This is a genomic window from Epilithonimonas caeni DSM 17710 (assembly GCF_000426465.1).
In the GTDB taxonomy this organism is placed as follows: Bacteria; Bacteroidota; Bacteroidia; order Flavobacteriales; family Weeksellaceae; genus Epilithonimonas; species Epilithonimonas caeni.
This window is the reverse complement of record NZ_AUFK01000009.1, coordinates 57,940-83,608: the sequence shown is the minus strand read 5'-3', so window position 1 is coordinate 83,608 and position 25,669 is coordinate 57,940. Positions and strand designations below refer to the sequence as shown.

Genomic DNA, 25,669 nt, shown 5'->3' with positions numbered 1-25,669 from the left:
AAATTTAAATTAAATATCTTTCTCCCTGACCCTGATCAAATCTTCTTATAGAAGGAGCGGTCAAAACTTTTCCATTCAGACTGAAACGTGATCCGTGACAAGGGCAATCCCACGAAACCCCGGCGCCATTCTACCGCACTTCACATTTGGTGTGTTATGTAGGTGATATTCCAAAGGTAGCTTTATGATTTTTGTTATCTTATGACCGTGGTCATACACACGATAAAAAATATGATCTTTACCTTTAGCATTATTTCTCAGCATGACGCTCTGCCTGATTTTAGGTTTGAATTACAATTGATCATATAACTCATCCATTAACTTCAAGCAGCAAACACTGTACTAATTGACTTGTTCTTATTCTAATTGTTGAATTTAAAATTGATCTTAGCACTAACGGATAATCCATTAGCTCTTTTATAGAAATAATTTCTTTAGAGATTCCGTTAATCGGAATTCCATTTTTTTATTGTTCCAGCCACTTTTTAAAGTCGGACACCTTATTTTTACTGATGATGATATTCTCTTCCGGTTCGGGCTCTATGACGATTTTCAGCTGATTTTTTCCGTAGATCAGAATGTTTTTAATGGCTTTGATATTAATGATAAATTGACGGTTTGCCCTATAAAAATGTTCGGTTTCCAAGGTTTTTCCAATCTCGTCAAGACTGGTTGCAGAATAGTATTTTCTGTTTCCGGTGGTACAGATCATCACCGAATTGTCTTCTATTACAAAGTATGAAATATCAGAAACTTCCAGAGAGATAAGCTCGTCCTAATGATAGATGTTGATGCGCTTTCTGATGGATTGTATTCTATTTCTGCATCTCATCAATCGCATCCTTAATCCCACCACCTGCAACTTCAAAGAAATAAGGACCAGCCAAAAGATATACTTTTTCAAGTTTTTTTGTTTTAGAAAGTTTATGTTCCTTCAAATAAATCTCGGAGCGGTTTGCATTAACGATACCTTTCACAACATTTCCTGCAACCAAAGCTGTTGGAGAGTCTATTCCGGCATCTTTTAAATCGCTCGCAAAAGCAAAATTGCTCACACCCAATCGTATCGCTTCACGAGCCGCAACCTCTCCTACTGATATCATCAATTCCGGAATAAATTTATTTCTGTCTCCCAAACCGATTAGCAATAGTTTTTTTGCAGACATAGAACCTTTTGGCGGAGAAATCAATAACGTTTCCAAAGAATGTCCTTTGAAGTGACCAGATTGTCTTATTTTGGTAAATTCACCTTTCAAAGCTTCGTCTAAGTGTACCAACCCGTTTAGGTTTGCTGGTAATGCCTGGGCACTGTGGATGTCGTTATCTGTATATTCGAAAACACAGGCAACTTGAAGCTGGGCATCTGCAGAAGAAGGCCACTGAACCAATCCAATCATAGAAATCCCGTCTACCGAACCCCAGTTCTTTGATGTTCCGACTTTTGCAGGAGTTTGTGAGAAAAATGAAGTTGAAAGAATTATTGCTACAATTATTAACGATTTATTAATTGGTATTTTAAATACAATTTTCATAATAATTCAATTTTAATATGGATATTTATTACATCGTCATCGGAACTTCCATCAACAGAATATCTGTATTTTCTGAAGTTGATCTAATATTCAAATCGGAAATATCCCAGATTCCGAAACCGTCTCTTTTTTCCAGTTTTTGACCTTCAATTTCTGCGCTTCCTTTCAGAATAAAAACATAAACACCGTTCCTTTTTTTCTTGATCTGATAATTGCTTTCTATATTATTTTCAAAACTTCCTAAATGAAACCAAGCGTCCTGATGGATCCAAACACCTTCATCATCTGCATTTGGAGAAAGAATCTGCTGGAATTGATTTTGACCTTTTGTTTTATCTAAAGTAATCTGGTCATATCTCGGAGTCACATTTCTTTTGTTTGGATACACCCAGATTTGAAGAAACTTAACCAAACTGTCATTATTTTTATTGAATTCGCTGTGCATAATTCCTGTTCCTGCGCTCATCACCTGGATGTCTCCACTCTTGATGATCGCCGAATTTCCCATACTGTCCTTATGCTCCAAATCACCTTCCAACGGAATACTGATGATCTCCATATTGTCGTGCGGATGCGTTCCGAAACCTCTTCCTGCTTCTACTTTGTCGTCATTCAGAACTCTCAAAACACCGAAGTGCATTCTTTCCGGATTATGATAATTAGCAAAACGAAGGTATGATTGCTCACCAACCAGCCGTGGTCAGCTTTTCCTCTGGAATCTGCTTTGTGAAGTACAGAATTATCTTTAATTTTTGAATCGGTATTCGGTAAATGATTGTATCCGATCGGTTCCAAAGGCTCAATCTCATCAATCTCATTTTTCATCGTATTTCCCAATGATGCAGATGCTACAAACATTCCCGTTCCTAACAATCCTTTCTTTAAAAAATCTTTTCTGTCCATATCTTTTTGTTATTTATTCGTTATTGATGAGACAAATTTAGTCTGATGAAAAATCGTGTACATTTAACTAGTTTAATAAATTACTCTATTTTAAATAAAAAGACAGGATGGTTACAACATATAAACCACCCCGTCAAAAATTCTTCGAATTTTCGCCACCCCTCCAGAGGAGAGGAATTTTCGTTCATTTATTTTCCTTTATTAGCAAGACGTTTTCGGATGGTACTCACAAATTCCTTTGAAACCCCGAGATAAGAGGCGATATAATATTGTGCAACTCGCTGTGGAATTGACGGATAGACTTTTATAAATTCCAAATATCGGTCGGATGCAGATTTTGAAATTGTATTCACCAAACGATTCTGCAAAGTGAAAAGGTTTCTTTGAACCAACATTCTGAACACTCTTTCAAACTTCGGGATTTTCTCTAAAAGTTCTTCTTTGGTCGTTGGATTCAGCATATAAATTTCTGAATCTTCCAAAGTTTCGATGTATAATTTAGACGGTTTTTGTTCCTGAAACGATGCAATATCACTAATCCACCAATCTTCTATAGCAAACAGAATTGTGACCTCAAAACCATTATCATCAAGGTAATAAACCCTCACGCAACCTTTCTGAATATAGCCTTCGAACTGGCAAATCTCGCCTTCTCTCAACAAAACTGTTTTCTTCGGAAAAGTTTGCAATGTTAAAAAATCTGTGAAGATCTTTTCCTCTTCCTGACTGAGATCAATAAATCTGGTAATGTTTTCGATGATATTTTGGGACATAATGCAGTTTAAGACTGCAAATTAGGAAAAAGTGTGTAAACTTCGCTCTTCAAAAGTCCACTTCCACCGCCGTAATGGTCGATAACTTTCACGTCTTTGTCCAGATTTTCGCAAAAAACTTTAATATCATTTTCAAATTTTTCTTCCAGACCGGAACTCAGTAAAACGATATCAACATGATTTTCTCTGATATAATCAGGGCAAATGGTTTCATCGCTTTTGATTTCAGCTTTCCAGCCTTCGTTATTTTCGATGATTCTTTTTAAGGTTTCGAGAATCTCCTGATTTTTTCCAATCACTAAAAAGTTTAAAGTTTTCATTTCTAAAATTTATAAATGAATAAAAAGCGAAGTTCTTTCCTTCTTTTCAAGGTTTTTAGTTTTATGACCTTTTCCTGAAATATCTTCAACCAAAAGAATTTCTCCAGTTTGAAATTGTCTGATTTCACCAAGCGAAGTTTCAATCTCAACACCACCGTCCAATAATACAATATATTGCTTTTGCGGAGCGTGATGAAAATCGTAATCATAATCTGCAGAAACCTTTCTGAATTGGAGTTTCTTAACATTAATATCTTCTGACAAAAATCCGATTTCGCCTTGATCGACTAATGGAATCTCAATGTCTTCGAAATGAGATTCGCCATTCTCATCGCTGAATATTCTTGTGATCTTCATTGTTTTTTTTTTAAATTTTAATTATATTTTAATTCTCGCAGATTTTTTTGATTTGGCAGATACTTGATGAAATTTGCTGAATCTGAAAAATCTGCGAGAGAATTAATTATTTAAAAACAATCGAATTCGCCAATTCAATTTCTTCCTGATTAATCGAATGTCCGAAATTAGCATAAACTTTTTCCGTCACATCAGCATTCATTTCCTTTAAAATATTGGCTGTTGCATACACTCTTTCAACCGGAACATGAAAATCAGGATTGCTCGTTCCCAAGAAAATCGGAGTTTGCGCAAAATCACCTTTATAATTTTCACGATTGATTTTCTCACCGATCACCCCACCGATAATGGCTACTGCTCCACCAAATTTCTGAGCATTTCTAGCTAAAAATTCCAAAGTCAAGCACGCACCTTGGGAAAATCCGAAAAAGTAAATATTTTCAGCCTCAATTCCTACATCTAAAGCAGTCTGAACCGTTTTCCCGACAGTTTCAATGGCTGAAGACAACCAAGGTTCGTTTTGCTCAACCGGAGCGATAAACGAAAACGGATACCAAGTTCCATTGGTCGCTTGTGGTGCTAACAAAGCGTGATCTTCCACATTCAAATGTTGTGATAAGCTCAAAATATCCTGCGCACTTCCACCTCTTCCGTGAATCATTATTAAAACTTTTCCAGCTTCATGCAATGATTTCCCACCTGTTTTTATATCTAAAACATGACTCATTTTTATTGGTATTTTTCTGTTGGATAATTAAATTTTGGTAAAACTTGTACCAAATGTTCTCTTTGTTCTTCAAATTGTGACGGCAGACTCAAATGTTCTCCCAGAGATGCCAATTCCTCATCTACATCGAATCCGGGACCCGAAGTTGCGATTTCAAATAAAACGCCGCCCGGTTCTTTGAAGTATACGGAAGTGAAATATTTTCTGTCCTTCACTTCGGTATGTTCCAATCCGAATTGGTTTAATTTTTCAATCATTTCAAGCTGAGTTTCGGCATTAGGCGTTGCAAAAGCCACGTGATGAACCGTTCCTCTTCCTGCCAAACCTTTCAGAGCAGTTGGTGTGCAAAGCAAATCTATATATTTCCCCGGTTTATCTTCCGTTGCAAATCTAAACCGGTCAGAACTTTCAGCAATTAATTTGTGGTTCATTTGAGTGGTCAACAAAGCAGCAGTTCTTTCATAAGCATCCAGCCAGATTTCCACATGATGAATACCTTTAATCGCAAAATCTTTCGGAATCAATCCATTATCATAACCTTTTCTGTCATCTTTATCATTAAAAACCAATTCCAAGCCCAATCCGTCAAAATCTTCCAGATAAATAAAAACTTCGCCAGAAAACCTTTGCTGCGGCTGTTTGAAAGGAATATCAAACTTAGTCAAACGTTCCAGCCAATAATCCAAAGCATCAATCGAAACCGAAAAAGCGGTTGTGTTCAGCATTCCTTTTCCGTGTCTTCCGTTGACCAAACTTTTTCCATACGGGAAAGTCGTCATAATCGTTCCCGGAGTTCCGAATTCGTCCCCGAAATAAAAATGATAAACCTCGGAATAATCAAAATTGACCGTTGTTTTTACCAATCGAAGTCCTAAAATCCCGGTGTAAAAATCGATATTTTCCTGCGAGTCGCCTGTGATAGCGGTTACGTGATGAAGTCCTGTGATAAGTGACATAATTTTAGTTGTTTGTTAGTTCTTTATGATAACTTAGGCAATACTTCTTCGATTCTGGCACGTAAAGGTTCGTGTTGTCTTGGAAGTTTCAAGCTGGTTCCCAGTTCGTTCAAAGGTTCATCTACAGTGAAACCCGGATTGTCTGTCGCAATTTCGAATAAAACACCGCCTGGCTCACGGAAATACAATGAATAGAAATAATCTCTGTCGATTTTCGGAGTGATATTAAAACCGGCAGACAAAACTTTTTCACGGAATTCCATTAACACTTTATCATCTTTCACCCGGAAAGCAACGTGGTGGTTGGTTCCTCCCGCATTTCTTCCTGTTGGGATCTTATCATTTTCAATAATGTCGACAAGATTTGCAGTTTCAATCGCATCGGTTGCAAAACGGAATCTTTCACCTTCCTGCTTCTGCAAATCGTATCCGAAGATATCAGTTAAAACTTTGATTGTCGGGTCTGCTTTCTTCAAAGTTAAAGTGATGTTGTGGAAACCTTTCAAAGCATTTTCATCTTTAATATCATCAGTTGTCCAGACTTTTCTGTCATCCGGAGTTGAAGATTCGATGAACTGTAATTGTAAACCGTCCGGGTCTTGAAATGAAATCAACTTCTCGCCAAAAATTTCACCTTCTTCAACATTAACATTGAATTGCTGCAATCTGTTTTTCCAGAACTCCAAACTTCCTTTCGGTACAGAATATCCGATGTGCGTCGCCAAACCGGAACCGTTTGTACCTTTCCCTACGCCTTCCCAAGGAAAGAAAGTGAGAATTGTTCCCGGATTTCCTTCTTCGTTTCCGAAGTAAAAATGATAAGTTCCCGGGTCGTCAAAGTTGACAGTTTTCTTAACTAGTCTTACGCCTAAAACCTGAGTATAAAAATCCAAATTTCTTTTTGCGTTGTCTGCAATCGCTGTGATGTGGTGCAGTCCTAATATTCTATTTTCCATTTTGTTGATTGTTTAATTTTGATATGACAAATTTATGGTGGTTAGAAATCCTGCACATTTAACTAGTTTAATAAATGATACACTTTAATGAATTTTAATAACAATTGATCATGTATTCAAAACAAAGGAAAATGTACTTCCCGCTCCATACTCACTTTTAACCGTAATTTCGCCTCCTTGAGCTTCTATAAATTCTTTGCTGATACTTAATCCCAAACCTGTTCCTTCTTTTTTGCTTCCGGGAACTCGGAAATAGCGGTCAAAGATTTTGGATAAATATTGAGGATCAATTCCCTGCCCTGTATCGGTAACAGAAAATTGAATCTTATCATCAATTTTTCTGACGTCAATATTAATATTAGAATTTTCGTAAGAATAACGAATGGCATTTGAGAGCAGATTATTAAGAACCCAAGCCGTTTTTTCGCTATCAGCTAAAACTGCTGACAAACCTTCTTCTATGCTGATCTTGAAATGGATATGTTTTTGTTCAGCAGAAGATCTGTTTGCACCAATAGCATAATCCACAATATTTTTGATGTCTGAAGCTTTCATATTAAGCTGTATCAAACCGCTTTCTACTTGTGTGATATTTAACAATTCGCCTGTAATTTTCAATAGACGGTTGGAGTCTTCCCTGATTCCACTGACTAGATTTTTCTGCTCGTCATTCAGGCTTCCAATCTGTTCATTTTCCAGTAATTGCAATCCCATCTGGATAGAAGAAATTGGTGTTTTGAACTCATGAGAGACTGTACCTAAAAAATTGGTCTTCGCCAGATCCAATTCTTTGAACGGCGTAATGTTTCTGAGCATGATCACCTGGCCAATAAAACGGCTCTGCTGTTCGCCAGTGGGAACAATATTGATATCAACGATTTCTTTTTCAAAATAGCTCTCCTTTCCGTCGGCATAGATTTTCATCGGTTCTTTTTCGTTTTCAGGATCCATCTTATCCGGAACGATCACATCTCTGATAATATCTCTTACCAAATCATTATTTACAGCAACATCCTGAATCAATTTCCCTACAAAGTTTTCTTTACCAAGTCCTGTAATTTTCAAAGCTTCATCATTTACAAAAAGAACTTTTCTATCCTCATCAATTCCGATAACCGGGTCGTGCATATTATCGATCAAGGTTTCAATACGTTTTTTTCCTCTGATGATCTTATCAAGTCTGCTTTCAGAATATTCCTGAAGTTTTTCTGCCATTGTATTAAATGAGGTCGCTAAATCTCCAAACTCACTTCTGCTTTCAAAATGTACACGCTCTTTATAGTTTTGATTCGCAATTTGCTTGATACTTTCAGTAAGGCTTTTGATAGGGTCTGCAATATTCGAAGGGAGATTAACCATCAGTATAAAAGCTATAATAAAGCACAACATTCCTGTTGATGAAATAACAATAATCGCATTTTTTGCCGTCGAATCTGCAACCGTACTTTTATGCTCGATAGCGCTCATATTGATTTGCATCAATTCAGCGAGGTCTTTCCTGATAGAAGTTTGAAGTCCAAAATTGGCAGAATCTTTTTTCAAAGCTTCGAAATGAAAGACAACATTGTCTGTCGCTTCCTTTTCGCCGGGTTCGGTCACATTTTTCCGCTGCTGTTCAAGATGTTTTTCAAAAACACTGAATGCTAAAGGGTCAGAATCAATCTCCTCCAAGGCCAGCAACATATTTCTGGAATATTGAAGCGTGTTATAGTTGGCTCTCAGAATATTATTGGTATCTTTTTTCAGCTGATTGATATACCAACCGCTTAAAACCGACAATACGAATATCATCATAAAAAGTACCCCGACACCTAAATTGAGTTTAGTTTTTATTTTCATTAGGACAAAATTACTAAGTCTATTTTTCCCTGGGATAATTTATTAAGCAATGAATTGAAAGTATCTGTTGCCAAAATTACTTTCCATAGATTTAAATGAGGTCTTCCGATGCAAACCGTTGTGATTTTTCTTTCTTCACATTGCTCCATTATGGCATGAGCAACTTTTGTATCTTCAACTTTTATGATTTCTGCTCCCAGCTCTGTTGCCAGTTTGAAGTTATTGATCAAATGTCTTTGCTTATCCAAAGCTATTTTATCAGAACTCTCTCTGGGAATCTGAACATACAGAAGATACCATTGGCTGTTGTAATAATTAGCTAATCTCGCTGTTTTTCTGATGACATTTTTCGCCGTTTTTTCATTTGAGCTAATGCAGGCCAGAAATTTTTCTTTTTTAACCGACTTATGAATCGTCACTTCTGTTTCCACTTTTCTCGTCACCTGAGAAGCAACTTCTCTCAAAGCCAATTCTCTAAGTTGAAGAATATTTTCAGATTTAAAAAAATTGTTGAGTGCCGAATTGATTTTTGAATTGTCATAGATTTTTCCGGCTTTCAAACGGCCAATCAATTCTTCAGATGTAAGGTCAATGTTCACAACTTCATCCGCCTGTGCCAAAACATTATCGGGAATACGTTCCTGAACTTCTATATTGGTGATCAATTTAACATCTTCGTTCAGGCTTTCGATATGCTGAATATTAACCGCACTGATGACATTGATCCCAGAATCCAGGATATCCATAACGTCTTGCCACCGTTTTTCGTTTTTGCTGCCTTCAATATTCGTATGCGCCAATTCATCTACAATGACGACCTCAGGACGAAGGTTGATAACCGCCTGCACATCCAGCTCTTCAAGCTCTTTCCCTTTGTAAAACAATGTTCTTCTCGGAATGATAGGAAGTCCATCCAGCAAAGCGTGGGTTTCTTTGCGATGATGGGTTTCTATGTATCCGATTTTCACATCGATTCCGCTTGCTAAAAGGGCATGTGCTTCCTGAAGCATACGATACGTTTTCCCAACACCGGCGCTCATCCCTATATAGATTTTGAATTTTCCCCGTCTTGATTTTTTTATCAGATCGAGAAAGTCCTGCGCAGAATTTTTTTCAGTCATAACGAATTGCTTATTCAAAGTTAATAAAATCCCCTGCCAAAATTTCAGCAAGGGATCCTTCAGTAAATATGGAGGTTTAAAAACTCACAGCAAGAGATGTCACTGCTATCAGATTATTATTTTTCAAATTATGATCTCTATTGATAAAGATGTCGGCTTTGCTGCTTAGATTTTTAAGTTCCGTTCTCCAAACCAAATTGGGAAGAATCCAGTAATCTGCGTTTAAAGAATAACCAAACGTTTTGAAACCGTTTTCTGTTCCTGTAGTGATCATGACACTTTTTTCATCGCTGTAATATTCGCCTCTTATGGCAAAACTTAACTTTTCTGTCGGAGAATATTTAGCAATTATAACCGGAGAATACCATATATTGTACTGGTCACTTCCTTTAGCTTTCTGCTCCGCACCAATGTCGAAACCTGTAATCAGCGCCAATTTTTTGCTGATTTGGAAACTTCCGTACAAGTTGTGAAAGTATCTCATTTGTCTGATGCTGTCCGGTTTATCATTGCCTATGAAAGAGCTGCTGTTTAAAGTGATTTTTTCATTTGGTTTGTAAGTCAACTGATGACCAAAAGCAACCGTAGAATTTCCATCCACACGCTGAATTCTCTGCCATCCGTTCAAAACCAAACCACTAACAAACCATTTTCCGTTATCACTGGTGTAAGAGATTTTTGCACCACTTTCAAAATACGGAGAATTGTCTGCCAAAATACTTCTTGTCAAAGTAAAACAATCTTTGCTTACAGCACTTTCAAAACCAATGTGCGAAGACATAATCCCGGCATCAACCCAAAGATTTTTGTTTTTTGAGATTTTTAACCCAATGTTAGCTTCATAGATATTTTTTAAAACGCCCGGCTCTGCTGCGTAGTTGGAATTCATATAGGTTCCTGCACCCAAAGCAATATTGGCTCTTAGTTTTTCAGTTTCGTAATTTGCTTTTACAAGTCCTAAATTAAGGCTGACCTCGTTGTTTCTGTTATGGCCGTACACAAATCCTGGTCTTGTATTGTTTTCAGGATCATTAAAATCATACTGATAATACACTTCTGCGTAAGCAGAAATCTTCAAAGGATCCTTAGTTTCCTCCTGGGCGTGCAGCGTAGAAACTGCTGCAAGCATTACAAATGCCAGTAAAGATAGTTTTCTTTTCATTTCTAAATTTTTTATAATTGGTGAGAAGTAAAATGTAAGATGTAAGAAATTTTTCAGTAGCTTCTCACTTTTAACTTCCCACTTTTAACTTTTAACTCTAATCCGTCTAATGCGATATTGAGTTTTAAAACGTTGATTTTTTCCGTTCCGAACATTCCAAGCAAAGGGGATTCGATATTTTTTTCGATAAGCGAATTGACTTTGCTGATGTCGATCTTTCTGATGTCTGCAATTCTTTGAGCCTGAACCTTTGCTGCCTGTACAGAGATATTCGGGTCCAGACCAGATCCACTTGCAGTAACAATATCGGAAGGGATTTCAGATTTCTGAACACCTGGATCGTGTTTCATAAAGTTCTCGATCCTTCCTTTAACATCTTTCAGATAATCAGGATTTGAAGGGCCTTTGTTGCTTCCTCCCGCTCCAGCAGCGTTGTAATCTACAGCTGAGGGACGAGACCAGAAATATTTGTCTTTATCAAATTTTTGCCCAACGTTGGCGTAATACTTTTTCCCATCGTGTTCGATGATCTCCCCTTTACCATTATTTGGAGCAGCCTGAGCAATTCCGAAAATGAATAGTGTGTAGAATCCTGAAAAAAATACAGCACAGAAAAGCGTTAATCTTATAGCTGGTAATATATTTTGTTTAAACATTTTATTTAATAATTTAAATGAATATTGACACGATCAAGTCTATGATTTTGATACCGATGAATGGAATTACAACACCTCCTAAACCGTAAATCAAAAGGTTCCTTCTCAATAAAGCACTTGCACCGATCGGTTTATAAGCAACTCCTTTCAAGGCTAAAGGAATCAACATCGGAATCACAACCGCATTGAAAATGACCGCTGAAAGAATCGCTGACTCAGGAGAATGAAGTCCCATAATGTTCAGGCCTTGTAAAGTCGGAATTGATGCAATAAATAATGCGGGAACAATCGCAAAATACTTCGCTACGTCATTCGCAATGCTGAATGTCGTCAACGTTCCACGAGTCATTAGTAATTGTTTTCCGATCTCAACCACTTCAATCAACTTGGTAGGGTCGTTATCCAGATCCACCATATTTCCTGCTTCTTTTGCTGCCTGAGTTCCGCTGTTCATCGCTACACCGACATCTGCCTGGGCCAAAGCCGGAGCATCATTGGTCCCATCTCCCATCATTGCAACCAATCTTCCTTCTGATTGTTCTTTTTTGATGTAGTTCATTTTATCTTCAGGTTTTGCTTCTGCTATAAAATCGTCAACACCTGCTTTTTCTGCGATGAATTTTGCTGTCAGTGGGTTGTCTCCGGTTACCATTACAGTTTTGATACCCATTTTTCTAAGACGGTCAAAACGTTCCTTGATCCCCGGCTTGATGATATCCTGCAGCTCTATAACCCCGAGAGCTTCTTCATTTTCTGAAACCACAAGCGGTGTTCCTCCGTTTTGAGAAATCCCTCTGACTTTTTCTGCAACTTCTGCTGGAAATGTATTTCCCGCATTGGTAACCAAATTTTTAATTGCGTCAGTGGCGCCTTTTCTGATTCGTGTGTTTTCATAATCAATCCCTGAAGTTCTTGTTTCTGCAGTAAAGCTGATAAACTGAGGTTCTTTAACATCATAGCTTAGAGGATCGATTCCTGCCAATTCTATAATTGATCTCCCTTCCGGAGTCTCATCTGCCATAGAACTTAGAACCGCCGCTTTGATCAAGGCTCTTTCATCAATTCCGTTAGCTGGATGGAAATGTGTCGCTTTCCTGTTTCCGATGGTGATGGTCCCTGTTTTATCTAATAGTAAAACGTCTATATCACCCGCAGTTTCCACTGCTTTACCACTTTTAGTAATAACATTGGCCCTCAAAGCTCTATCCATTCCTGCAATACCAATTGCTGATAGTAATCCACCAATGGTAGTTGGAATAAGACATACAAACAACGAGATAAATGCTGCTATTGTTATTGGCGTGTTTGCATAATCACCGAATGGTTTTAAAGTAACGGTAACGATAATGAAAACTAAGGTAAATCCTGCCAATAGAATTGTCAACGCAATTTCGTTTGGTGTTTTTTGTCTTGAAGCACCTTCCACCAAAGCAATCATTTTGTCCAAGAAACTCTCTCCCGGTTCTGTGGTCACTTTTACTTTGATTTTGTCTGAAAGAACTTTCGTACCTCCCGTTACACTGCTTTTATCACCTCCTGCTTCACGGATCACGGGAGCTGATTCTCCGGTAATAGCACTTTCATCAATTGTGGCCAAACCTTCAATGATCTCTCCGTCTGACGGAATAATATCTCCTGGTTCGCAAATGAAAATATCGCCTTTTTTAAGTTGGTTAGAAGTAGTCAGTAAGAAGTCAGAAGACTTCAGAGTAAAGAGACCTTTTACATTTGACATATCACTTTTCACCACTTTAGCAGGTGTTTCTTCTCTCGTTTTTCTAAGCGAATCTGCCTGAGCTTTTCCTCTTGCTTCCGCAATGGCTTCCGCAAAGTTGGCAAACAATAATGTGATGAATAGGACAGCCGTTACAATAACGTTGTAAACCAAACTACCCTGGTTTTGTTCTCCCATGGCAATCCAAACGCAAACGCCTGCCATCACCAGAGTTCCTACCCAAACCATAAACATTACCGGATTGCGGAACATTTTGGCAGGATGTAATTTTATAAAAGATTGCTTCAATGCCTCATTGACCAATTCTGCCTGAAACAAATTGTTATTTCCTTTCATTATGATATAGATAAGAATTAAAGTGAAAAATATTCTGCAATGGGTCCTAAGGCTAATGCAGGAAAGAATGACAACGCTGCTACAATTGCGATAACTGCAAATACCATTAAACCAAATGTTGCTGTATCTGTTTTTAAAGTCCCTGCACTTTGAGGAATATATTTTTTAGAGGCAAGACTTCCCGCAATAGCAACCGGACCAATTATTGGCAGGTATCTCGCCATCAGCATTACAATTCCGCAGGCAACATTCCAGAACGGATTGTTATCTGATAATCCTTCGAAACCGCTTCCGTTGTTGGCACTTGAGGATGTAAACTCGTACAACATTTCACTGAAACCGTGGAAACCTGGGTTGTTTAACCAACTCCCATAATCATCAGGGTCATGAGCCACCATATAACTTGAAATTGCAGTTCCTGTAAGAATCAAGAAAGGGTGAAGAAGTGCAATGATCATAGCGATTTTCATTTCTCTGGCTTCGATTTTCTTACCTAAGAATTCAGGTGTTCTACCAACCATCAATCCACTGATGAAAACGGCAAGAATAATAAAGATGTAAAAATTCAGAAATCCTACGCCAACACCACCGTAGAAAGCATTGACCATCATTCCCAGCATTGTATTCATTCCGGAAAGCGGCGTCAGCGAGTCGTGCATTGCGTTGACAGAGCCATTGCTTGTAACAGTTGTATTGATTGCCCAATAAGCAGAAGCTGCAGGTCCGAAACGAACTTCTTTACCCTCCATACTTCCCAGATTCTGAGCAATTCCCATTTTTTCAATGGCTGGGTTTCCGTTTATTTCATTAATAATTGTTGGTATTAATAATAACAAAAACCCTATGGTCATCACCCCGAAAATCGTCCACGCCAGTTTTTTTCTTCTTAAAACATATCCCATTGCAAATATCATTGCAATTGGGATCAGCATAATAGAAACTGTCTCGACAATATTGGTAAAGTAACTTGGGTTTTCTAGCGGATGCGCTGAGTTAGGGCCAAAAAATCCACCACCGTTGGTTCCTAATTGTTTGATCGCTACAAAGCCTGCAACTGGACCACGGCTCACTTCTACTTTGTCACCCTGCAAAGTTGTGATAGAGTCTTTGCCTTCAAAAGTCATTGGTGTTCCACCAAAGGCTAATAAAGAAGCAACAACAACTGCTAAAGGAAACAAGACCCTTGTACAGGTTCTGATAAATAAGAAATAAAAATTTCCTAACTTATCCGTAGTCCTCTCTTTCATGGCAAGGAAGACAACACCTGCAATGGCAATACCACAGCCTGCAGAAATAAACTGCCACAACATTAATGTTAATTGACCTAAATAAGATAAACCGGATTCTCCCGAATAATGCTGAAGATTGGTATTAGTCACAAAACTTACTGCGGTGTTAAATGCCAAATCTCCGCTCATTGAGGGATTGCTATCCGGATTGAGAGGCAGCCAACTCATATTGGTCAACACAAACATAGAGATAAGAAACCAAACGATGTTGATGGTAAGCAATGCACCAAGATGTTGTTTCCAGTTCATTTCCTTTCCGGGATCGATGCCGGAAACTTTATAAAATAGTTGGTCTATTGGATTAAAAATCCCGTCAAGCCAAGTTCTTTCGTTACTGAATATTTTACCGATGTATCGACCTAGTGGAATAGCGAGTAATACCACCAACGTAAACATCAATATAATTCCTAAAATTTCTGTATTCATTTTTTTTGATTAAGTCACTTTGTCTTTTCAACTCCTGCAATGATTTCTAAATTGCAGAAATATTTTTAAGCGTTACGATCATTACTTTATGTCCTTTTTAAAAATTTTCCGGTTTTACAAGCACGTAGCACATATATGCAAATACGGCAATGGCGATGATAAATAATGCAGTCATATCTTTTCAAAATATTTTACGGTTAGGAAAAAGAGTACAAAAAGTACAATACCAGAGATGGTTAATACGAGTGTCATAGTTTTATTGATTAAAAATTCTGTATGTTATTCCAAAGAATATAATAAGTCCATAAAGGATTGCTAATAGATGCCAAGATTTCAGTCTTCTGTACATTCTGATCTTCCATTTTTGCATGATCTAATTTTTTATGTTATGCCAGGATATTGTCAAATCCGACTCCAGATAGAAAAACAAATCACAATCAACTAATTATCAGAAACTTAAAATTTAATCTAATATTTTAAAACAAAAAACCCTTTCAAAATGAAAGGGCTGATACTATTGTTATGATAGTTTTTTTATTTAATCTGGTATTCCTCTATTTTTCTGTATAATGTTGTGAGCGCGATTCCTAATAATTCTGCAGTTTTGGTTTTGTTTCCGTTAGCGTAATTCAGTACTTTTTGAATGTGGATTTTTTCCGCACTTGCCAGTTCAAAAGCAGATAAAGTTTTTGAGCTTGAGTTTGCAGAATTATTTTTTTGAAATTCCGAAGGAAGGGTGTCCGATCTTAATTCCAAACTATCAGAAAGAATAATACTTCTTTCGATGACATTTCTAAGCTCGCGGATATTTCCCTTCCACGAATGTTGCTTCAAAGCTTCGAGGTATTCGGGAGAAATGGCCGTCATTTTCTTTCCTGCCTTCTGGCTGAATTTTGCCAAAAAATATTTTGCCAATTCTTCAATATCAATCACCCTTTCACGAAGCGGAGGAAGCTGAATATTGAAAATATTGATACGATAGTAAAGATCCTCACGGAAATTGCCATTCTCTATTTCATTCTGCAAATCACGGTTGGTCGCCGCTATGATTCTTACATTAACTTTTGTAGGTCTGTTATCCCCAACTTTCAGAAATTCTCCGGATTCTAAAACACGAAGCAATTTTGCCTGCAGATCCAGAGGCATCTCGCCGATCTCATCCAAGAAAACCGTTCCATTGTTGGCTTCTTCAAAAATTCCTTTTGCATCTTTTACAGCACCGGTAAAGGCTCCTGCTTTGTGTCCAAACAATTCGTTTTCCAACAGTTCCTTAGAAAAAGCAGAACAGTTGATCGCAATAAAATTATGTTTAGTTCTGTTACTCGCATTATGAATCGATTGTGCAAAAACTTCTTTACCAGTTCCCGTTTCTCCTGTTAAAAGTACGGTCGCATCTGTTGCTGCCACTTTTTTTGCGGAATCAATGGCAGATCGGATCGTTTTTGATTTTCCAATGATATTATCAAAAGAAAGCTTATCTCCCAGTTGTTTTTCGAGCTGGATCAGGCGTTTGTTAAGCGCCACTTTTTCAACAGCTTTGTAAACAAGCGGAATGATTTTATTATTATCATCACCTTTTGTAATATAATCGAAAGCTCCGTTTTTTATCGCTTGAACACCGTCAGGAATATTGCCATAAGCTGTCAGAAGAATAACTTCGGTTGAAGGATGTTTTTCTTTGATAACCTTAGAAAACTCAACACCACTTCCGTCGGGAAGTTTGACATCGCTTAGAACAACATCGATATCTGAAATATCAAGTCGCTTTTTGGCATTCTTCAAATCAGAGGCCTGAAAAACTTCAAAACCTTCCAGACTGATAATTCTGGAAAGCAATATTCTTATTTTTTCTTCGTCGTCGATGATGAGGATTGTATTCAATTGAAAATATTATAGGGTTAAATGTAATCAATATTTTTAATAATGATATTTCTAAAGATTCGGAATATGAACATTTTTGGAATCCGATCAGGTCTTCAATTTTGTATTTTTCAAGCTCAGAACTTAGATTGTGGATTACAATCTGCTTTTCTAGAAATGACAGACTTTTTTTTGTTGATTTTGCCTAAAATTTCGGATTTCAAATAGACATCATTTTTTCGAAGATTAAATCAAGTTCCAGAAATTCCTTTCTCTTCAGGCATTTTTTTATAGCTCACAATTTTCTTCCTGAGTTAGTATATACTTTCTGTTTATCTTCTTCTCCATTCTGAAAATCGATAAAATCAAATATCCTGCTCATAGGCTTTCAATTTTTTAGATTGTCTATCGAGGATGATATAACCAATAATTCCCCCAATGATAGAAGCGATGAAGATTCCGATTTTTGCCTGGATCATATACTCCTCATGTTGGAATGCCAACGAAGTGATGAATAATGACATTGTAAAGCCTATTGAACCTAAAAACGCTAGACCAAACAAGTTTCGAATGTTCATTCCTTTTGGCATTGGTGCGATTCTCATTTTGACACAAAGCCAGGAAAAACCAACAATTCCGATTACTTTACCTGCCAAAAGCCCCAAAGCAACTCCTAAAGCAACATTGGTACTGAATATTTTTTCAGGTTCGATATCTAAAACTGAAATTCCTGCATTGGCCAAAGCAAAAATCGGAATAATAAAAAATGATACGAACGGGTGCATAGAATGTTCCAATTGCTGCAAAGGCGGAATTGCCTCGTTCGTATCTTTTTTCACCTCATCCAAAATGTGCAGCTGTTCATTGGTAAGAGTCGGCGTTGTATTGTCAGAATCTGCATCTTTGAATTTATTCAGATATTTCTGAATCTTTCGGATATAATTATCTTCAGCTATTTTAACATCAGCGGGAATTGTAAATGCTGCCAAAACCGCAGCAATTGTAGCATGAACTCCAGACAATAGGAAAGCAGTCCAGACGCCGCCAATACCTAAAATGGCATAAAACAAAATACTTCTGATGCCCATTCTGTTTCCAAGATACATTATCAAAAGAATTGCAATCCCAATTGATAAACTCAATACAGAAATGTTTGAAGTGTAAAAAAATGCAATCACCAACACAGCTCCCAAATCATCCACAATAGCCAAAGCTGTAAGAAAAACCTTTAAGGACAATGGGATCTTGCTGCCCAACAAAAATAAAACACCTAATGCAAAAGCAATATCCGTTGCCATCGGGATTCCCCATCCATGGCGGACTTCCCCAGAAGAATTAAAAGAAAAATAAATAATTGCCGGCACGATCATTCCTCCGATAGCTGCTGCAATTGGAAGAAGAGCCTTTCTGAGATCCGATAGTTCTCCTGCTACTATTTCTCTTTTGAGTTCCAGTCCCACTACAAAAAAGAAAACCGCCATCAGTCCGTCATTGATCCAATGATGAAGACTGAGCTTTATAAAAATAGAATCATCTAAAACAAATCCTAATTGATGTTCAAAAAAATGATGGTACGAATGTGATAATGGAGAATTAGCCAAAATCAAAGCTAATATGACACTGATCCCAAGTACAAGACCTCCCGATTTTTCATGCTGTATAAATTTTTGAATCGGAGCCACCACATTGTCGATAGGATATTTTTTATTTTCTGCCATTAGTTTTCAACTTTCACACAAAGATAAATTATTTGAAAAGATTGGCAGACTTATGCCTAATATAATTATACAAAAAGGCTTTTTATCAATTAATTTTATGATAATAACTGGTCTTTTTTTTACATAGTAATTTCTGCAATCATAAATCCCATCTATTCTATTTCGAATAACAGATTTAATGTTTATAGTTTCCAATAAATTCTGGTTACAGCATATCTCTTTTTTCAAGTGTAATCATATGAAAAGCAGTCCCAATAGTCCTTTAATTAAAAGGGTTGATGACTGCATTTGCAAAGTAATATGTTATTCGTAGAATCAGTCTTCAAGAATTTTTTTCTTTTCCTGATACTCTTCGGTTTTGATCTCTCCTGAAGCATAACGTTTTTTCAGCAGATCAAGTGGTGAATCCTTCTTTTTCCTTTGTCCCGGTATATCATAGGGTGTAGCAAAGATCCAGAAGATCACGATGCACCAAATAACCCACCAAATAAGGTCCATTCCCCAGAAATGATAGTTATAATAATCGTAAAACATAATTTTAATCTTTTAAATGTGAGCGTAGAAACCATGCCATTTTCTCGTGCTCTTTCATAAGACCCGTTATGAAATCTGAAGTTCCCGCATCGTGAAATTCGTCAGCAAAAGTTTTAATATGTTCACGCAGTATAATGATGATACTTTGATGATCTGCCAATAGTTCTGTAATAAATCCCTGGCTGTCATTTTTTTCTCTTGTCTGTTCCGTGAGATGTGTCAGGTTCAGATATGACCTTAAGGTTGCAGGCGCATAATGTCCCAGGAAACGAATCCTTTCTGCAACACTGTCTATTGCCTCATCCAATTGTCTGAACTGGCTTTCAAAGAATTTATGCTTTTCATAAAAATCCCGCCCCTCGACATTCCAATGGGCATTTTTTGTTTTAATATACAAAACATTCTCGTCTGCCAATATTTTTATCAATTCATCTGCCACAGTTTGGCGATGAACATCTCCTATACCTATCTGTATTTTCATAATAATATTATTATTTAGAATTTGCTTACGTAAGTTTAAATTGCTTTTGACTCCGTCTATTATTTCCATGACTTTTAAATTTAGCATCGTATTTTAAAACCCAATTAAAATGTAGAAGCAAACTTAAAAGCACTTTATGATTCAGTGCTTTTAAGTAGTGCATGGATGCTGACTTTCATAAACTGAAATACTTTACGGTTTTCTTTTGTGAATACCTGTTGAATGCGCCTGTCCAGCCACATGTTTTGCAACTTTCTCCTGATTCTTTGTAACACCTATAGGGAGTTTGGCAGATCCCTGGGAGTGAGCAGGTGTTTTTTTGTTGTTCTGACCTTCAGTTTTATGCGATACCTGCGCTCCTGATTTGTTTTGATCATCTGTTGATCTCATTATAATGATTTTTTTAATCTAATGATTGCTAAAAGGCGTATTCATAATCAACAGCCAGTTCATTTTTCACATGCCATATACCTGGCGTTTTCCATGCGATACGGGCTGCTTCCTCTTTGGCATACCACGAGTTAACAACTCCTGTCAATGTTACCGTTGTGCCTGACACTGAAACATCGATATCGCTATCGTCAATAGAGCTTCTTCTAAGTGCGTTTTTAACTGCTTTCTGCTCAATTTTATCGTGCACTTCAGATTTGATCTTAATATTGTTAATTACACCTTTCACACCTTTAAGATATTTTACCGCTCTTTTGGCGGCTTCTTTCTGGTAATTCCAAGGCAGTTCGCCCTCCAAAGTGATCCATCCATCTTCAACTTTTACCACTATTTTTTCATCCGGAACAGACCAGTCCGCCTTTAACGCTGCCAAAGCATCATTAGCAACGTCGGCATCAGTTTTTGACAAGGAATTGGGAAATTTCACTTCAATGTCCTCAACCAAAGCTTTTACGCCAGCCACTCGTTTAGCGGCATCTTCGGCTTCTGTCTTTTTGATGTAGCTGTCAACTGTACCTGTTAAAGTAACGACACCGTCTTTTACGATCACCCCGATTTCTGCTGAATGCAATAGTGGCTCCCATTTGATGGCATCCTGAACGTCTTTTTGTAATTCTGAATTTGTTTTCATTTTTTTACTTTTAATTTGGAAACTTGAAACTGCTTTAGTAATACTGATCTTTAAAAAGTATGATAAGCATACTTAGCAATGCTGCTGTTTCCGGTTAAACAATTTTTAATTTTGATTTGATCCTGTGAAAATCGATTACGTAATCCTTTCGTTATTAAAGTGTTCCAAAGTTCCGTAAACTTTACTTGAAATTAAATGATGCTCATCATCATTGAATCTGATTGTCGTCAGTATCAAAATTTTGTCTATACGGTTTGCAGTAAATAGTTATCTACGCAAATCGAATGATGATGCACTTTGCATTTAATGAGATAATAATGACAGCACCATATCATTTTTTTTAGTGATCAAAGTCATGAATTACTGAGTTCTTTGTACAAAGATTTACAGATTGTTTTTATAGTTGGAATAATATCCGGAATTTTGAGGATAGAAGAAAAAGCGATGAAGGTGACCGGTTCCAAATATGCTATACTTGTATTAAAGAAAGCATAGCAGATCACCCAAGACCGGCTTGTCCCAAAGAACGAGCTAAGATAATAAAAGAGGTTCAATCACTATTTTTTTTTCTTTCGTCCCTTTTTTTCTTTTTGTTGAAATAACCTCTCAACAGAAAATTATGTTTGGCGGCATTTTCTATCTCTCTCAGTTCATCAACTCCTTTTTCAACGTTAGTAATTATAGAATCGACCGACTTCCCAAGTTGTGGGTCGTTTGCCAGCTTGGAGATGACATTGTCTTTGTTATTTATCTTTGAAGTGAATTGTACCAACTCGTCTGAACTGGTCTCAATATTTCTGAGTGTTCTATCTAATGAAATTGCCAGGCTATCATTTGAAAGTATTTTGGAAAGTACATTGTCCTTATCATTTAATTTGATGGTAAATTGACTGATCTCGTTGGTGCTGTTGTTCAAATTTGATATAATGACCTCTATATCCTCTACCCATTTTTCATTGGTCAAAAGTTTTGCTACGATCCCGTTCTTATTTTTCAGTATGGGCGTAAATTGTGCGAGATCATCGGAACTCTTTTGGAGATTCGTAATTGTTTTGTCTATCCTTGCAGCAAAATATTTGTCGTTAAGGATTTTTGTCAATAGTCCGTTTTTATTATTCATCTTTTGGCTGAACCGGACCAACTCATTCGTGATTATTTTTGTATTATCTGCACTCTTTTTTACGCTGGAAAGTATATCCTCTATTTCGACGGTCTTTGAAGATGCAATAATGTCGTTATCTTTTACAGTACTTGCAGAACTGGTCCCGGGTGAAATGATAAAGACCTTATCACCTACCAGACCATCCGATGCAATGCTGGCAACAGCATCTTTTTTTATGTATTGCTGTACATCTTTCCGGATCAGAAGATCGACCATTACCAGTGAATCTGAAATGAATTTGATCTTACTCACTGTACCTACATCTATTCCCGATAAACGCACGGCACTGCCCTGCTTTAGTCCGCTGACATTTTTAAATTCCGAACGCAGCACAAAGTTGGACCCGAACAGATTTTTGTTAAGACCGATAAAGTAAACCGTCATTATAAAAAGGGTGATCCCTGCCACCACAAAAATGCCCAGCTTAAAATTATTCAATGATTCTTTGCTCATAACTGTTTATTTTTCAAAAAAGGATCTAACCCAGGCATCAGTATTATTTTCAATATCTCTGAAACTGCCCTCAGTTTTCACAACACCGTCTTTGAGGACTATGACCCTGTCACTGTTATATTTGGCACAGGTAAGATCATGCGTTATAATAATTGAAGTGGTCTTATATTTTATCTTTATCTCAGATATAAGGTCGATTATCTCACGAGCGGTGATGGTATCCAGTCCTCCTGTCGGCTCATCGTAGATCATAATTTCCGGCTGGATGATCAATGCCCTGGCCAGCCCAATTCTTTTCTTCATTCCACCGGAAAGTTCTGCCGGAAATTTATCAATGGACTCCTGCAGCCCGACATTTTTCAGTGCGTCCATTACGTAGGGTTCCATTTGTGCTTCGGTCAGTTTTTTGTTATGGTGCTGTAAGGTAAAAACCAAATTCTGCCTTACGGTCATCGAATCATACAATGCAGCACTCTGAAAGAGAAATCCTATTTTCATCCGAACCGAGTTGAGCCCGTCTTCATTCAGTTTTGTAATGTCCTTCCCAAAAACAATGATCTCGCCGCTATCTACCTTTGTAAGGCCAACCAGACATTTGACAGTTACAGATTTTCCCGAACCTGATTTGCCAAGTATGACAAGATTCTCTCCTTTGTTAATGCTAAAATTAATTCCATTCAGAACCTTATTGTCACCGTAAGATTTATAAACATTCTTAAATTCTATCAATACTCCTTCATTAGAGGGTTCACGATATACATCCGGGATAGTTTCTTTGGTTTGCATGATACTTTAGAAAAACAGGTCGGTTAATTGTACGGCGATCATATCAATGATAAAAATGCTAAGTGATGCAGAAACTACAGCAGAGTTAGCCGCTTTGCCGACGCTTTCGGTACCTCCGAATGCATTGAACCCTTCATAACACCCAATGATGCCTATAAAAAAACCAAAAAAGAAGGTTTTTATAGTGGCGGGTAAAACATCCTCATATTCCAAAGAATCAAATACCGCAGAAAAGTAGTGCTGTATACTGCCACCGCTATGCATACTGATGCCCACAAACCCTCCCATGATGCCTATCAGATCAGCATAAAATACCAAGATCGGGATCATAAATGTTGTAGCCATTGTTCTGGTGATCACCAGATAACGGTATGGGTTGATGGCGGCAACTTCCATCGCATCTATCTGCTCTGTCACTTTCATCGAGCCCAATTCTGCCCCCATCCCGGACGATATTCTGCCCGCACAGATCAGAGCTGTGATCACCGGTGCGATTTCCCTGATCAGGGATAACGAGACCATGCTGGGTATCCAGGACTCTGCACCGAATTTGGACATCGCAGGTCTGGACTGGATGGTCAATACCAGACCCATAATAAAACCTGTAATGGTAACCAATGGCAATGATTTATAACCCACCACAAAACATTGTCTGATAAATTCCCTGAATTCGAAACCCGGTTTAAAGATCTCCCGGAAAAAACGAATAGAAAAAGATGCAATATTGCCAATGAGCAAAAAACTGTTTTTCAGATCGGATTCCACAACTTTATATATCTATTATGTAGTTTTTGTTTATAATCCCTGCCAAAAGAATGGCTTTTTATAGTGCTGAATGCATTATGGGGCAATCGATTATCTATAGATCATATTCATAATCCACTTTCAATTCATTCCTTAGATTTTTTATACCTGGTGTTTTCCAGACAATCCTTGCGGCCTCTTCCCTTTGTTGCCAAGTATGTACCGTGCCCGTGAGCTTAACTGTTGTACCTGATACGGAAACAGTAATTTCCCGGTCATCAATAGAACTTCTGTTAAGCGCTTTTACAATATCTTCCTTGTCAATAGTATGATGATGCATCTCGGGTACGATGACGATGTTATTGTATATGCCTTTGATCCATGGGAGATGTTGGATCGTATTTTCTGTAATATCCCGTAAATAGTCCCAGGAAAGTTCCCCTGTCAATGTTACCCATCCATTCTCAACCTTCACTTCTAGTTGTTCTTGTGGAATAACGGGGTTGGCCTCAAACGCTGCCATGATCTCCCTGGCTATTTCAATATCATTTTTTGTTTCATGCTTCTGTAATTTCACATCGATGTTTTCTACAAAAATATTGACGCCGAAAACCTTTTTCACGACTTGTTCGATCTGTAATTTTTTAGCATAACTGTCCACAGTGCCTGTAAGACAAACAATGCCGTCTTTAGCTGTTATACCGATGTTGATGTTCTTTAACTGCGGCTCCCAGTTAATGGCATCCTGAACATCTCGCTGTAATTCTGTATTTGTTTTCATTGTCTTGCTGTATCTTCCAAAGTTCAAGAAATTTCGAAAAAAATAAAATAATGAAAATCACAATAAAATATGATGGTGGTCAGATCAATTTCGTCTGAGTTTTATGATATTAAAATCTTATTTGAAAGATCCTTATAAAATGCATCGGCTATCAGTAATAACTGATTTATCAATACTAATTTTATTGATCTTATCATCTGATCTGGTAAGTTGCCTCTTAGAATCTATGTTTTTGTTCCTGTTACTTTTCAATAAATCCTTCCTGCCGCATCTGGTTACGGATCACATGAGCGATTTCGGAGGTTAGATGTCTGACACCTTTCGGATCGTAGGTAGCCGTGATTCCGGACCATATTATTTTATCATCCGGAATTGAATAGATGATCGTTTCTATAATGAATTTTTTAGTAATTGTATAATAGCCCTGAGTATTGTAATACATCCAATTTCTGTAGTAATATTTTACAAAGTCATCATAATACATCGGATACATATAATACTGTGCGGGCTCATAAACTTTTTCTTTGTCAACATCGATCAAACGCATGGTGATAGCAGCATCAAAACCATCATTTTTGATTTTACGCCTTAGTACCTGCTCATCATTACGGTCAAAATCTTCGCCCAAATAGCTGTAGGAAGTGATCCCTTTTCCATTGAGGTATTTTACCATTTCATCTTCGACACTACGGCGGTTGGTCTCGTTTCGTAGCAGAGCCACCACCAAAACTTTTTTCCAGTCTGACGGATGGATCTGTTTGTCAGGTGCCCTCCAACTGCTGACGATCTGAGTGGAATTACAGGAATTCATCAATATCATAAGAATTACCAAAAGACTGTACTGTACCTTTTTCATGATGTATGTTTTTTAATGTTAAATGTTTAGAATGACCATTACCAAAAACATATCAAAGGTCTTGAATTGACCTGCGAAATGATATGACGCTGGTTACTTATAAATCTGATACTGGTCAAGAACAG

Annotated in this window: 25 protein-coding genes and 2 pseudogenes; all 27 read right to left on the bottom strand. The window is 37.4% G+C overall.

All coding sequences use genetic code 11. From position 1 onward, the window contains the following. Positions 1 to 4: 4 nt before the first annotated feature. Positions 5 to 103 (bottom strand): annotated as a pseudogene (locus K319_RS21895) (hypothetical protein); the annotation flags it as partial. A gap of 363 nt (positions 104 to 466) precedes the next feature. Next, a complete protein-coding gene (locus K319_RS0101635) occupies positions 467 to 760 on the bottom strand; it encodes a LytTR family transcriptional regulator DNA-binding domain-containing protein (RefSeq protein WP_262487812.1) in 294 nt (97 codons plus the stop codon). A 55-nt stretch (positions 761 to 815) separates the two neighbouring features. Then, complete coding sequence (locus tag K319_RS0101630; protein ID WP_027382021.1) at positions 816 to 1,532, bottom strand: M17 family peptidase N-terminal domain-containing protein; 717 nt, start codon at positions 1,530 to 1,532, stop codon at positions 816 to 818. 28 nt (positions 1,533 to 1,560) lie between these two features. After that, positions 1,561 to 2,435: pseudogene (locus K319_RS19640) on the bottom strand (pirin family protein). Positions 2,436 to 2,623: 188 nt separating this feature from the next. Further along, the gene (locus K319_RS0101620) at positions 2,624 to 3,208 is read right to left on the bottom strand and encodes a Crp/Fnr family transcriptional regulator (RefSeq protein WP_027382020.1); all 585 of its coding nucleotides are present in this window, start codon (positions 3,206 to 3,208) and stop codon (positions 2,624 to 2,626) included. 8 nt (positions 3,209 to 3,216) lie between these two features. Then, complete coding sequence (locus tag K319_RS0101615; RefSeq protein WP_027382019.1) at positions 3,217 to 3,528, bottom strand: hypothetical protein; 312 nt, start codon at positions 3,526 to 3,528, stop codon at positions 3,217 to 3,219. Positions 3,529 to 3,537: 9 nt separating this feature from the next. Continuing rightward, positions 3,538 to 3,885 carry a cupin domain-containing protein gene (locus K319_RS0101610; protein WP_027382018.1) on the bottom strand — a complete coding sequence of 116 codons (348 nt, stop codon included), beginning with the start codon at positions 3,883 to 3,885 and terminating at the stop codon, positions 3,538 to 3,540. A gap of 106 nt (positions 3,886 to 3,991) precedes the next feature. Continuing rightward, on the bottom strand, positions 3,992 to 4,612 hold the full coding sequence (locus tag K319_RS0101605; RefSeq protein WP_027382017.1) for an alpha/beta hydrolase: 621 nt from the start codon (positions 4,610 to 4,612) through the stop codon (positions 3,992 to 3,994). A gap of 2 nt (positions 4,613 to 4,614) precedes the next feature. Next, positions 4,615 to 5,568 carry a ring-cleaving dioxygenase gene (locus K319_RS0101600; RefSeq protein WP_084403377.1) on the bottom strand — a complete coding sequence of 318 codons (954 nt, stop codon included), beginning with the start codon at positions 5,566 to 5,568 and terminating at the stop codon, positions 4,615 to 4,617. A gap of 23 nt (positions 5,569 to 5,591) precedes the next feature. Beyond that, positions 5,592 to 6,524: a ring-cleaving dioxygenase gene (locus K319_RS0101595; protein WP_027382015.1), complete on the bottom strand. Its 933-nt coding sequence runs from the start codon at positions 6,522 to 6,524 to the stop codon at positions 5,592 to 5,594. A gap of 108 nt (positions 6,525 to 6,632) precedes the next feature. Then, positions 6,633 to 8,363, bottom strand: coding sequence for a HAMP domain-containing sensor histidine kinase (locus tag K319_RS0101590; RefSeq protein WP_027382014.1), 1,731 nt, complete (start codon positions 8,361 to 8,363; stop codon positions 6,633 to 6,635). Further along, positions 8,363 to 9,484, bottom strand: coding sequence for a histidine kinase (locus K319_RS0101585; protein WP_027382013.1), 1,122 nt, complete (start codon positions 9,482 to 9,484; stop codon positions 8,363 to 8,365). The genes K319_RS0101590 and K319_RS0101585 overlap by 1 nt, the downstream gene beginning before the upstream one ends. A gap of 76 nt (positions 9,485 to 9,560) precedes the next feature. Then, positions 9,561 to 10,646 (bottom strand): porin, encoded by a 1,086-nt coding sequence (locus K319_RS0101580; protein WP_027382012.1) that lies wholly within the window; start codon positions 10,644 to 10,646, stop codon positions 9,561 to 9,563. Between the two features lie 53 nt (positions 10,647 to 10,699). Continuing rightward, complete coding sequence (locus K319_RS19635) at positions 10,700 to 11,302, bottom strand: K(+)-transporting ATPase subunit C (protein WP_051230345.1); 603 nt, start codon at positions 11,300 to 11,302, stop codon at positions 10,700 to 10,702. A 13-nt stretch (positions 11,303 to 11,315) separates the two neighbouring features. Beyond that, positions 11,316 to 13,373 carry a potassium-transporting ATPase subunit KdpB gene (gene kdpB, locus K319_RS0101570; RefSeq protein WP_027382011.1) on the bottom strand — a complete coding sequence of 686 codons (2,058 nt, stop codon included), beginning with the start codon at positions 13,371 to 13,373 and terminating at the stop codon, positions 11,316 to 11,318. A 17-nt stretch (positions 13,374 to 13,390) separates the two neighbouring features. Beyond that, the gene (gene kdpA, locus K319_RS0101565) at positions 13,391 to 15,088 is read right to left on the bottom strand and encodes a potassium-transporting ATPase subunit KdpA (protein ID WP_027382010.1); all 1,698 of its coding nucleotides are present in this window, start codon (positions 15,086 to 15,088) and stop codon (positions 13,391 to 13,393) included. A 534-nt stretch (positions 15,089 to 15,622) separates the two neighbouring features. After that, on the bottom strand, positions 15,623 to 16,969 hold the full coding sequence (locus K319_RS0101560; protein WP_027382009.1) for a sigma-54-dependent transcriptional regulator: 1,347 nt from the start codon (positions 16,967 to 16,969) through the stop codon (positions 15,623 to 15,625). 344 nt (positions 16,970 to 17,313) lie between these two features. Then, positions 17,314 to 18,666: a Na+/H+ antiporter NhaA gene (gene nhaA / locus K319_RS0101550; protein WP_027382008.1), complete on the bottom strand. Its 1,353-nt coding sequence runs from the start codon at positions 18,664 to 18,666 to the stop codon at positions 17,314 to 17,316. Between the two features lie 315 nt (positions 18,667 to 18,981). Beyond that, on the bottom strand, positions 18,982 to 19,200 hold the full coding sequence (locus tag K319_RS0101545; RefSeq protein WP_027382007.1) for an SHOCT domain-containing protein: 219 nt from the start codon (positions 19,198 to 19,200) through the stop codon (positions 18,982 to 18,984). A gap of 4 nt (positions 19,201 to 19,204) precedes the next feature. After that, the gene (locus tag K319_RS0101540) at positions 19,205 to 19,681 is read right to left on the bottom strand and encodes a Dps family protein (protein WP_027382006.1); all 477 of its coding nucleotides are present in this window, start codon (positions 19,679 to 19,681) and stop codon (positions 19,205 to 19,207) included. Between the two features lie 192 nt (positions 19,682 to 19,873). Next, a complete protein-coding gene (locus K319_RS0101535; RefSeq protein ID WP_027382005.1) occupies positions 19,874 to 20,071 on the bottom strand; it encodes a hypothetical protein in 198 nt (65 codons plus the stop codon). Between the two features lie 28 nt (positions 20,072 to 20,099). Beyond that, complete coding sequence (locus K319_RS0101530) at positions 20,100 to 20,762, bottom strand: BON domain-containing protein (protein ID WP_027382004.1); 663 nt, start codon at positions 20,760 to 20,762, stop codon at positions 20,100 to 20,102. 550 nt (positions 20,763 to 21,312) lie between these two features. After that, positions 21,313 to 22,377, bottom strand: a complete 1,065-nt coding sequence (locus K319_RS20870; RefSeq protein ID WP_051230343.1) for an MlaD family protein — start codon at positions 22,375 to 22,377, stop codon at positions 21,313 to 21,315. Positions 22,378 to 22,383: 6 nt separating this feature from the next. Beyond that, positions 22,384 to 23,163 carry an ABC transporter ATP-binding protein gene (locus tag K319_RS0101515; RefSeq protein ID WP_027382003.1) on the bottom strand — a complete coding sequence of 260 codons (780 nt, stop codon included), beginning with the start codon at positions 23,161 to 23,163 and terminating at the stop codon, positions 22,384 to 22,386. 6 nt (positions 23,164 to 23,169) lie between these two features. Continuing rightward, on the bottom strand, positions 23,170 to 23,928 hold the full coding sequence (locus K319_RS0101510; protein WP_027382002.1) for an MlaE family ABC transporter permease: 759 nt from the start codon (positions 23,926 to 23,928) through the stop codon (positions 23,170 to 23,172). Between the two features lie 94 nt (positions 23,929 to 24,022). Beyond that, positions 24,023 to 24,688: a BON domain-containing protein gene (locus tag K319_RS0101505; RefSeq protein ID WP_027382001.1), complete on the bottom strand. Its 666-nt coding sequence runs from the start codon at positions 24,686 to 24,688 to the stop codon at positions 24,023 to 24,025. A 241-nt stretch (positions 24,689 to 24,929) separates the two neighbouring features. Beyond that, on the bottom strand, positions 24,930 to 25,544 hold the full coding sequence (locus K319_RS0101500; RefSeq protein ID WP_027382000.1) for a hypothetical protein: 615 nt from the start codon (positions 25,542 to 25,544) through the stop codon (positions 24,930 to 24,932). Positions 25,545 to 25,669 lie beyond the last annotated feature (125 nt).

Coding starts and splice junctions, on each gene's coding strand:
- K319_RS0101600 (WP_084403377.1), bottom strand. CDS start 5,568: ATGTCACTTATCACAGGACTTCATCACGTAACCGCTATCACAGGCGAC.
- K319_RS19635 (WP_051230345.1), bottom strand. CDS start 11,302: ATGTTTAAACAAAATATATTACCAGCTATAAGATTAACGCTTTTCTGT.
- kdpB (WP_027382011.1), bottom strand. CDS start 13,373: ATGAAAGGAAATAACAATTTGTTTCAGGCAGAATTGGTCAATGAGGCA.
- K319_RS0101580 (WP_027382012.1), bottom strand. CDS start 10,646: ATGAAAAGAAAACTATCTTTACTGGCATTTGTAATGCTTGCAGCAGTT.
- K319_RS0101620 (WP_027382020.1), bottom strand. CDS start 3,208: ATGTCCCAAAATATCATCGAAAACATTACCAGATTTATTGATCTCAGT.
- K319_RS0101500 (WP_027382000.1), bottom strand. CDS start 25,544: ATGAAAAAGGTACAGTACAGTCTTTTGGTAATTCTTATGATATTGATG.
- K319_RS0101540 (WP_027382006.1), bottom strand. CDS start 19,681: ATGAAAATACAGATAGGTATAGGAGATGTTCATCGCCAAACTGTGGCA.
- K319_RS0101595 (WP_027382015.1), bottom strand. CDS start 6,524: ATGGAAAATAGAATATTAGGACTGCACCACATCACAGCGATTGCAGAC.
- kdpA (WP_027382010.1), bottom strand. CDS start 15,088: ATGAATACAGAAATTTTAGGAATTATATTGATGTTTACGTTGGTGGTA.
- K319_RS0101605 (WP_027382017.1), bottom strand. CDS start 4,612: ATGAGTCATGTTTTAGATATAAAAACAGGTGGGAAATCATTGCATGAA.
- K319_RS0101630 (WP_027382021.1), bottom strand. CDS start 1,532: ATGAAAATTGTATTTAAAATACCAATTAATAAATCGTTAATAATTGTA.
- K319_RS0101535 (WP_027382005.1), bottom strand. CDS start 20,071: ATGAGATCAACAGATGATCAAAACAAATCAGGAGCGCAGGTATCGCAT.
- K319_RS0101610 (WP_027382018.1), bottom strand. CDS start 3,885: ATGAAGATCACAAGAATATTCAGCGATGAGAATGGCGAATCTCATTTC.
- K319_RS0101530 (WP_027382004.1), bottom strand. CDS start 20,762: ATGAAAACAAATTCAGAATTACAAAAAGACGTTCAGGATGCCATCAAA.
- K319_RS0101515 (WP_027382003.1), bottom strand. CDS start 23,163: ATGCAAACCAAAGAAACTATCCCGGATGTATATCGTGAACCCTCTAAT.
- K319_RS0101505 (WP_027382001.1), bottom strand. CDS start 24,688: ATGAAAACAAATACAGAATTACAGCGAGATGTTCAGGATGCCATTAAC.
- K319_RS20870 (WP_051230343.1), bottom strand. CDS start 22,377: ATGAGCAAAGAATCATTGAATAATTTTAAGCTGGGCATTTTTGTGGTG.
- nhaA (WP_027382008.1), bottom strand. CDS start 18,666: ATGGCAGAAAATAAAAAATATCCTATCGACAATGTGGTGGCTCCGATT.
- K319_RS0101590 (WP_027382014.1), bottom strand. CDS start 8,363: ATGAAAATAAAAACTAAACTCAATTTAGGTGTCGGGGTACTTTTTATG.
- K319_RS0101615 (WP_027382019.1), bottom strand. CDS start 3,528: ATGAAAACTTTAAACTTTTTAGTGATTGGAAAAAATCAGGAGATTCTC.
- K319_RS0101545 (WP_027382007.1), bottom strand. CDS start 19,200: ATGTTTTACGATTATTATAACTATCATTTCTGGGGAATGGACCTTATT.
- K319_RS0101585 (WP_027382013.1), bottom strand. CDS start 9,484: ATGACTGAAAAAAATTCTGCGCAGGACTTTCTCGATCTGATAAAAAAA.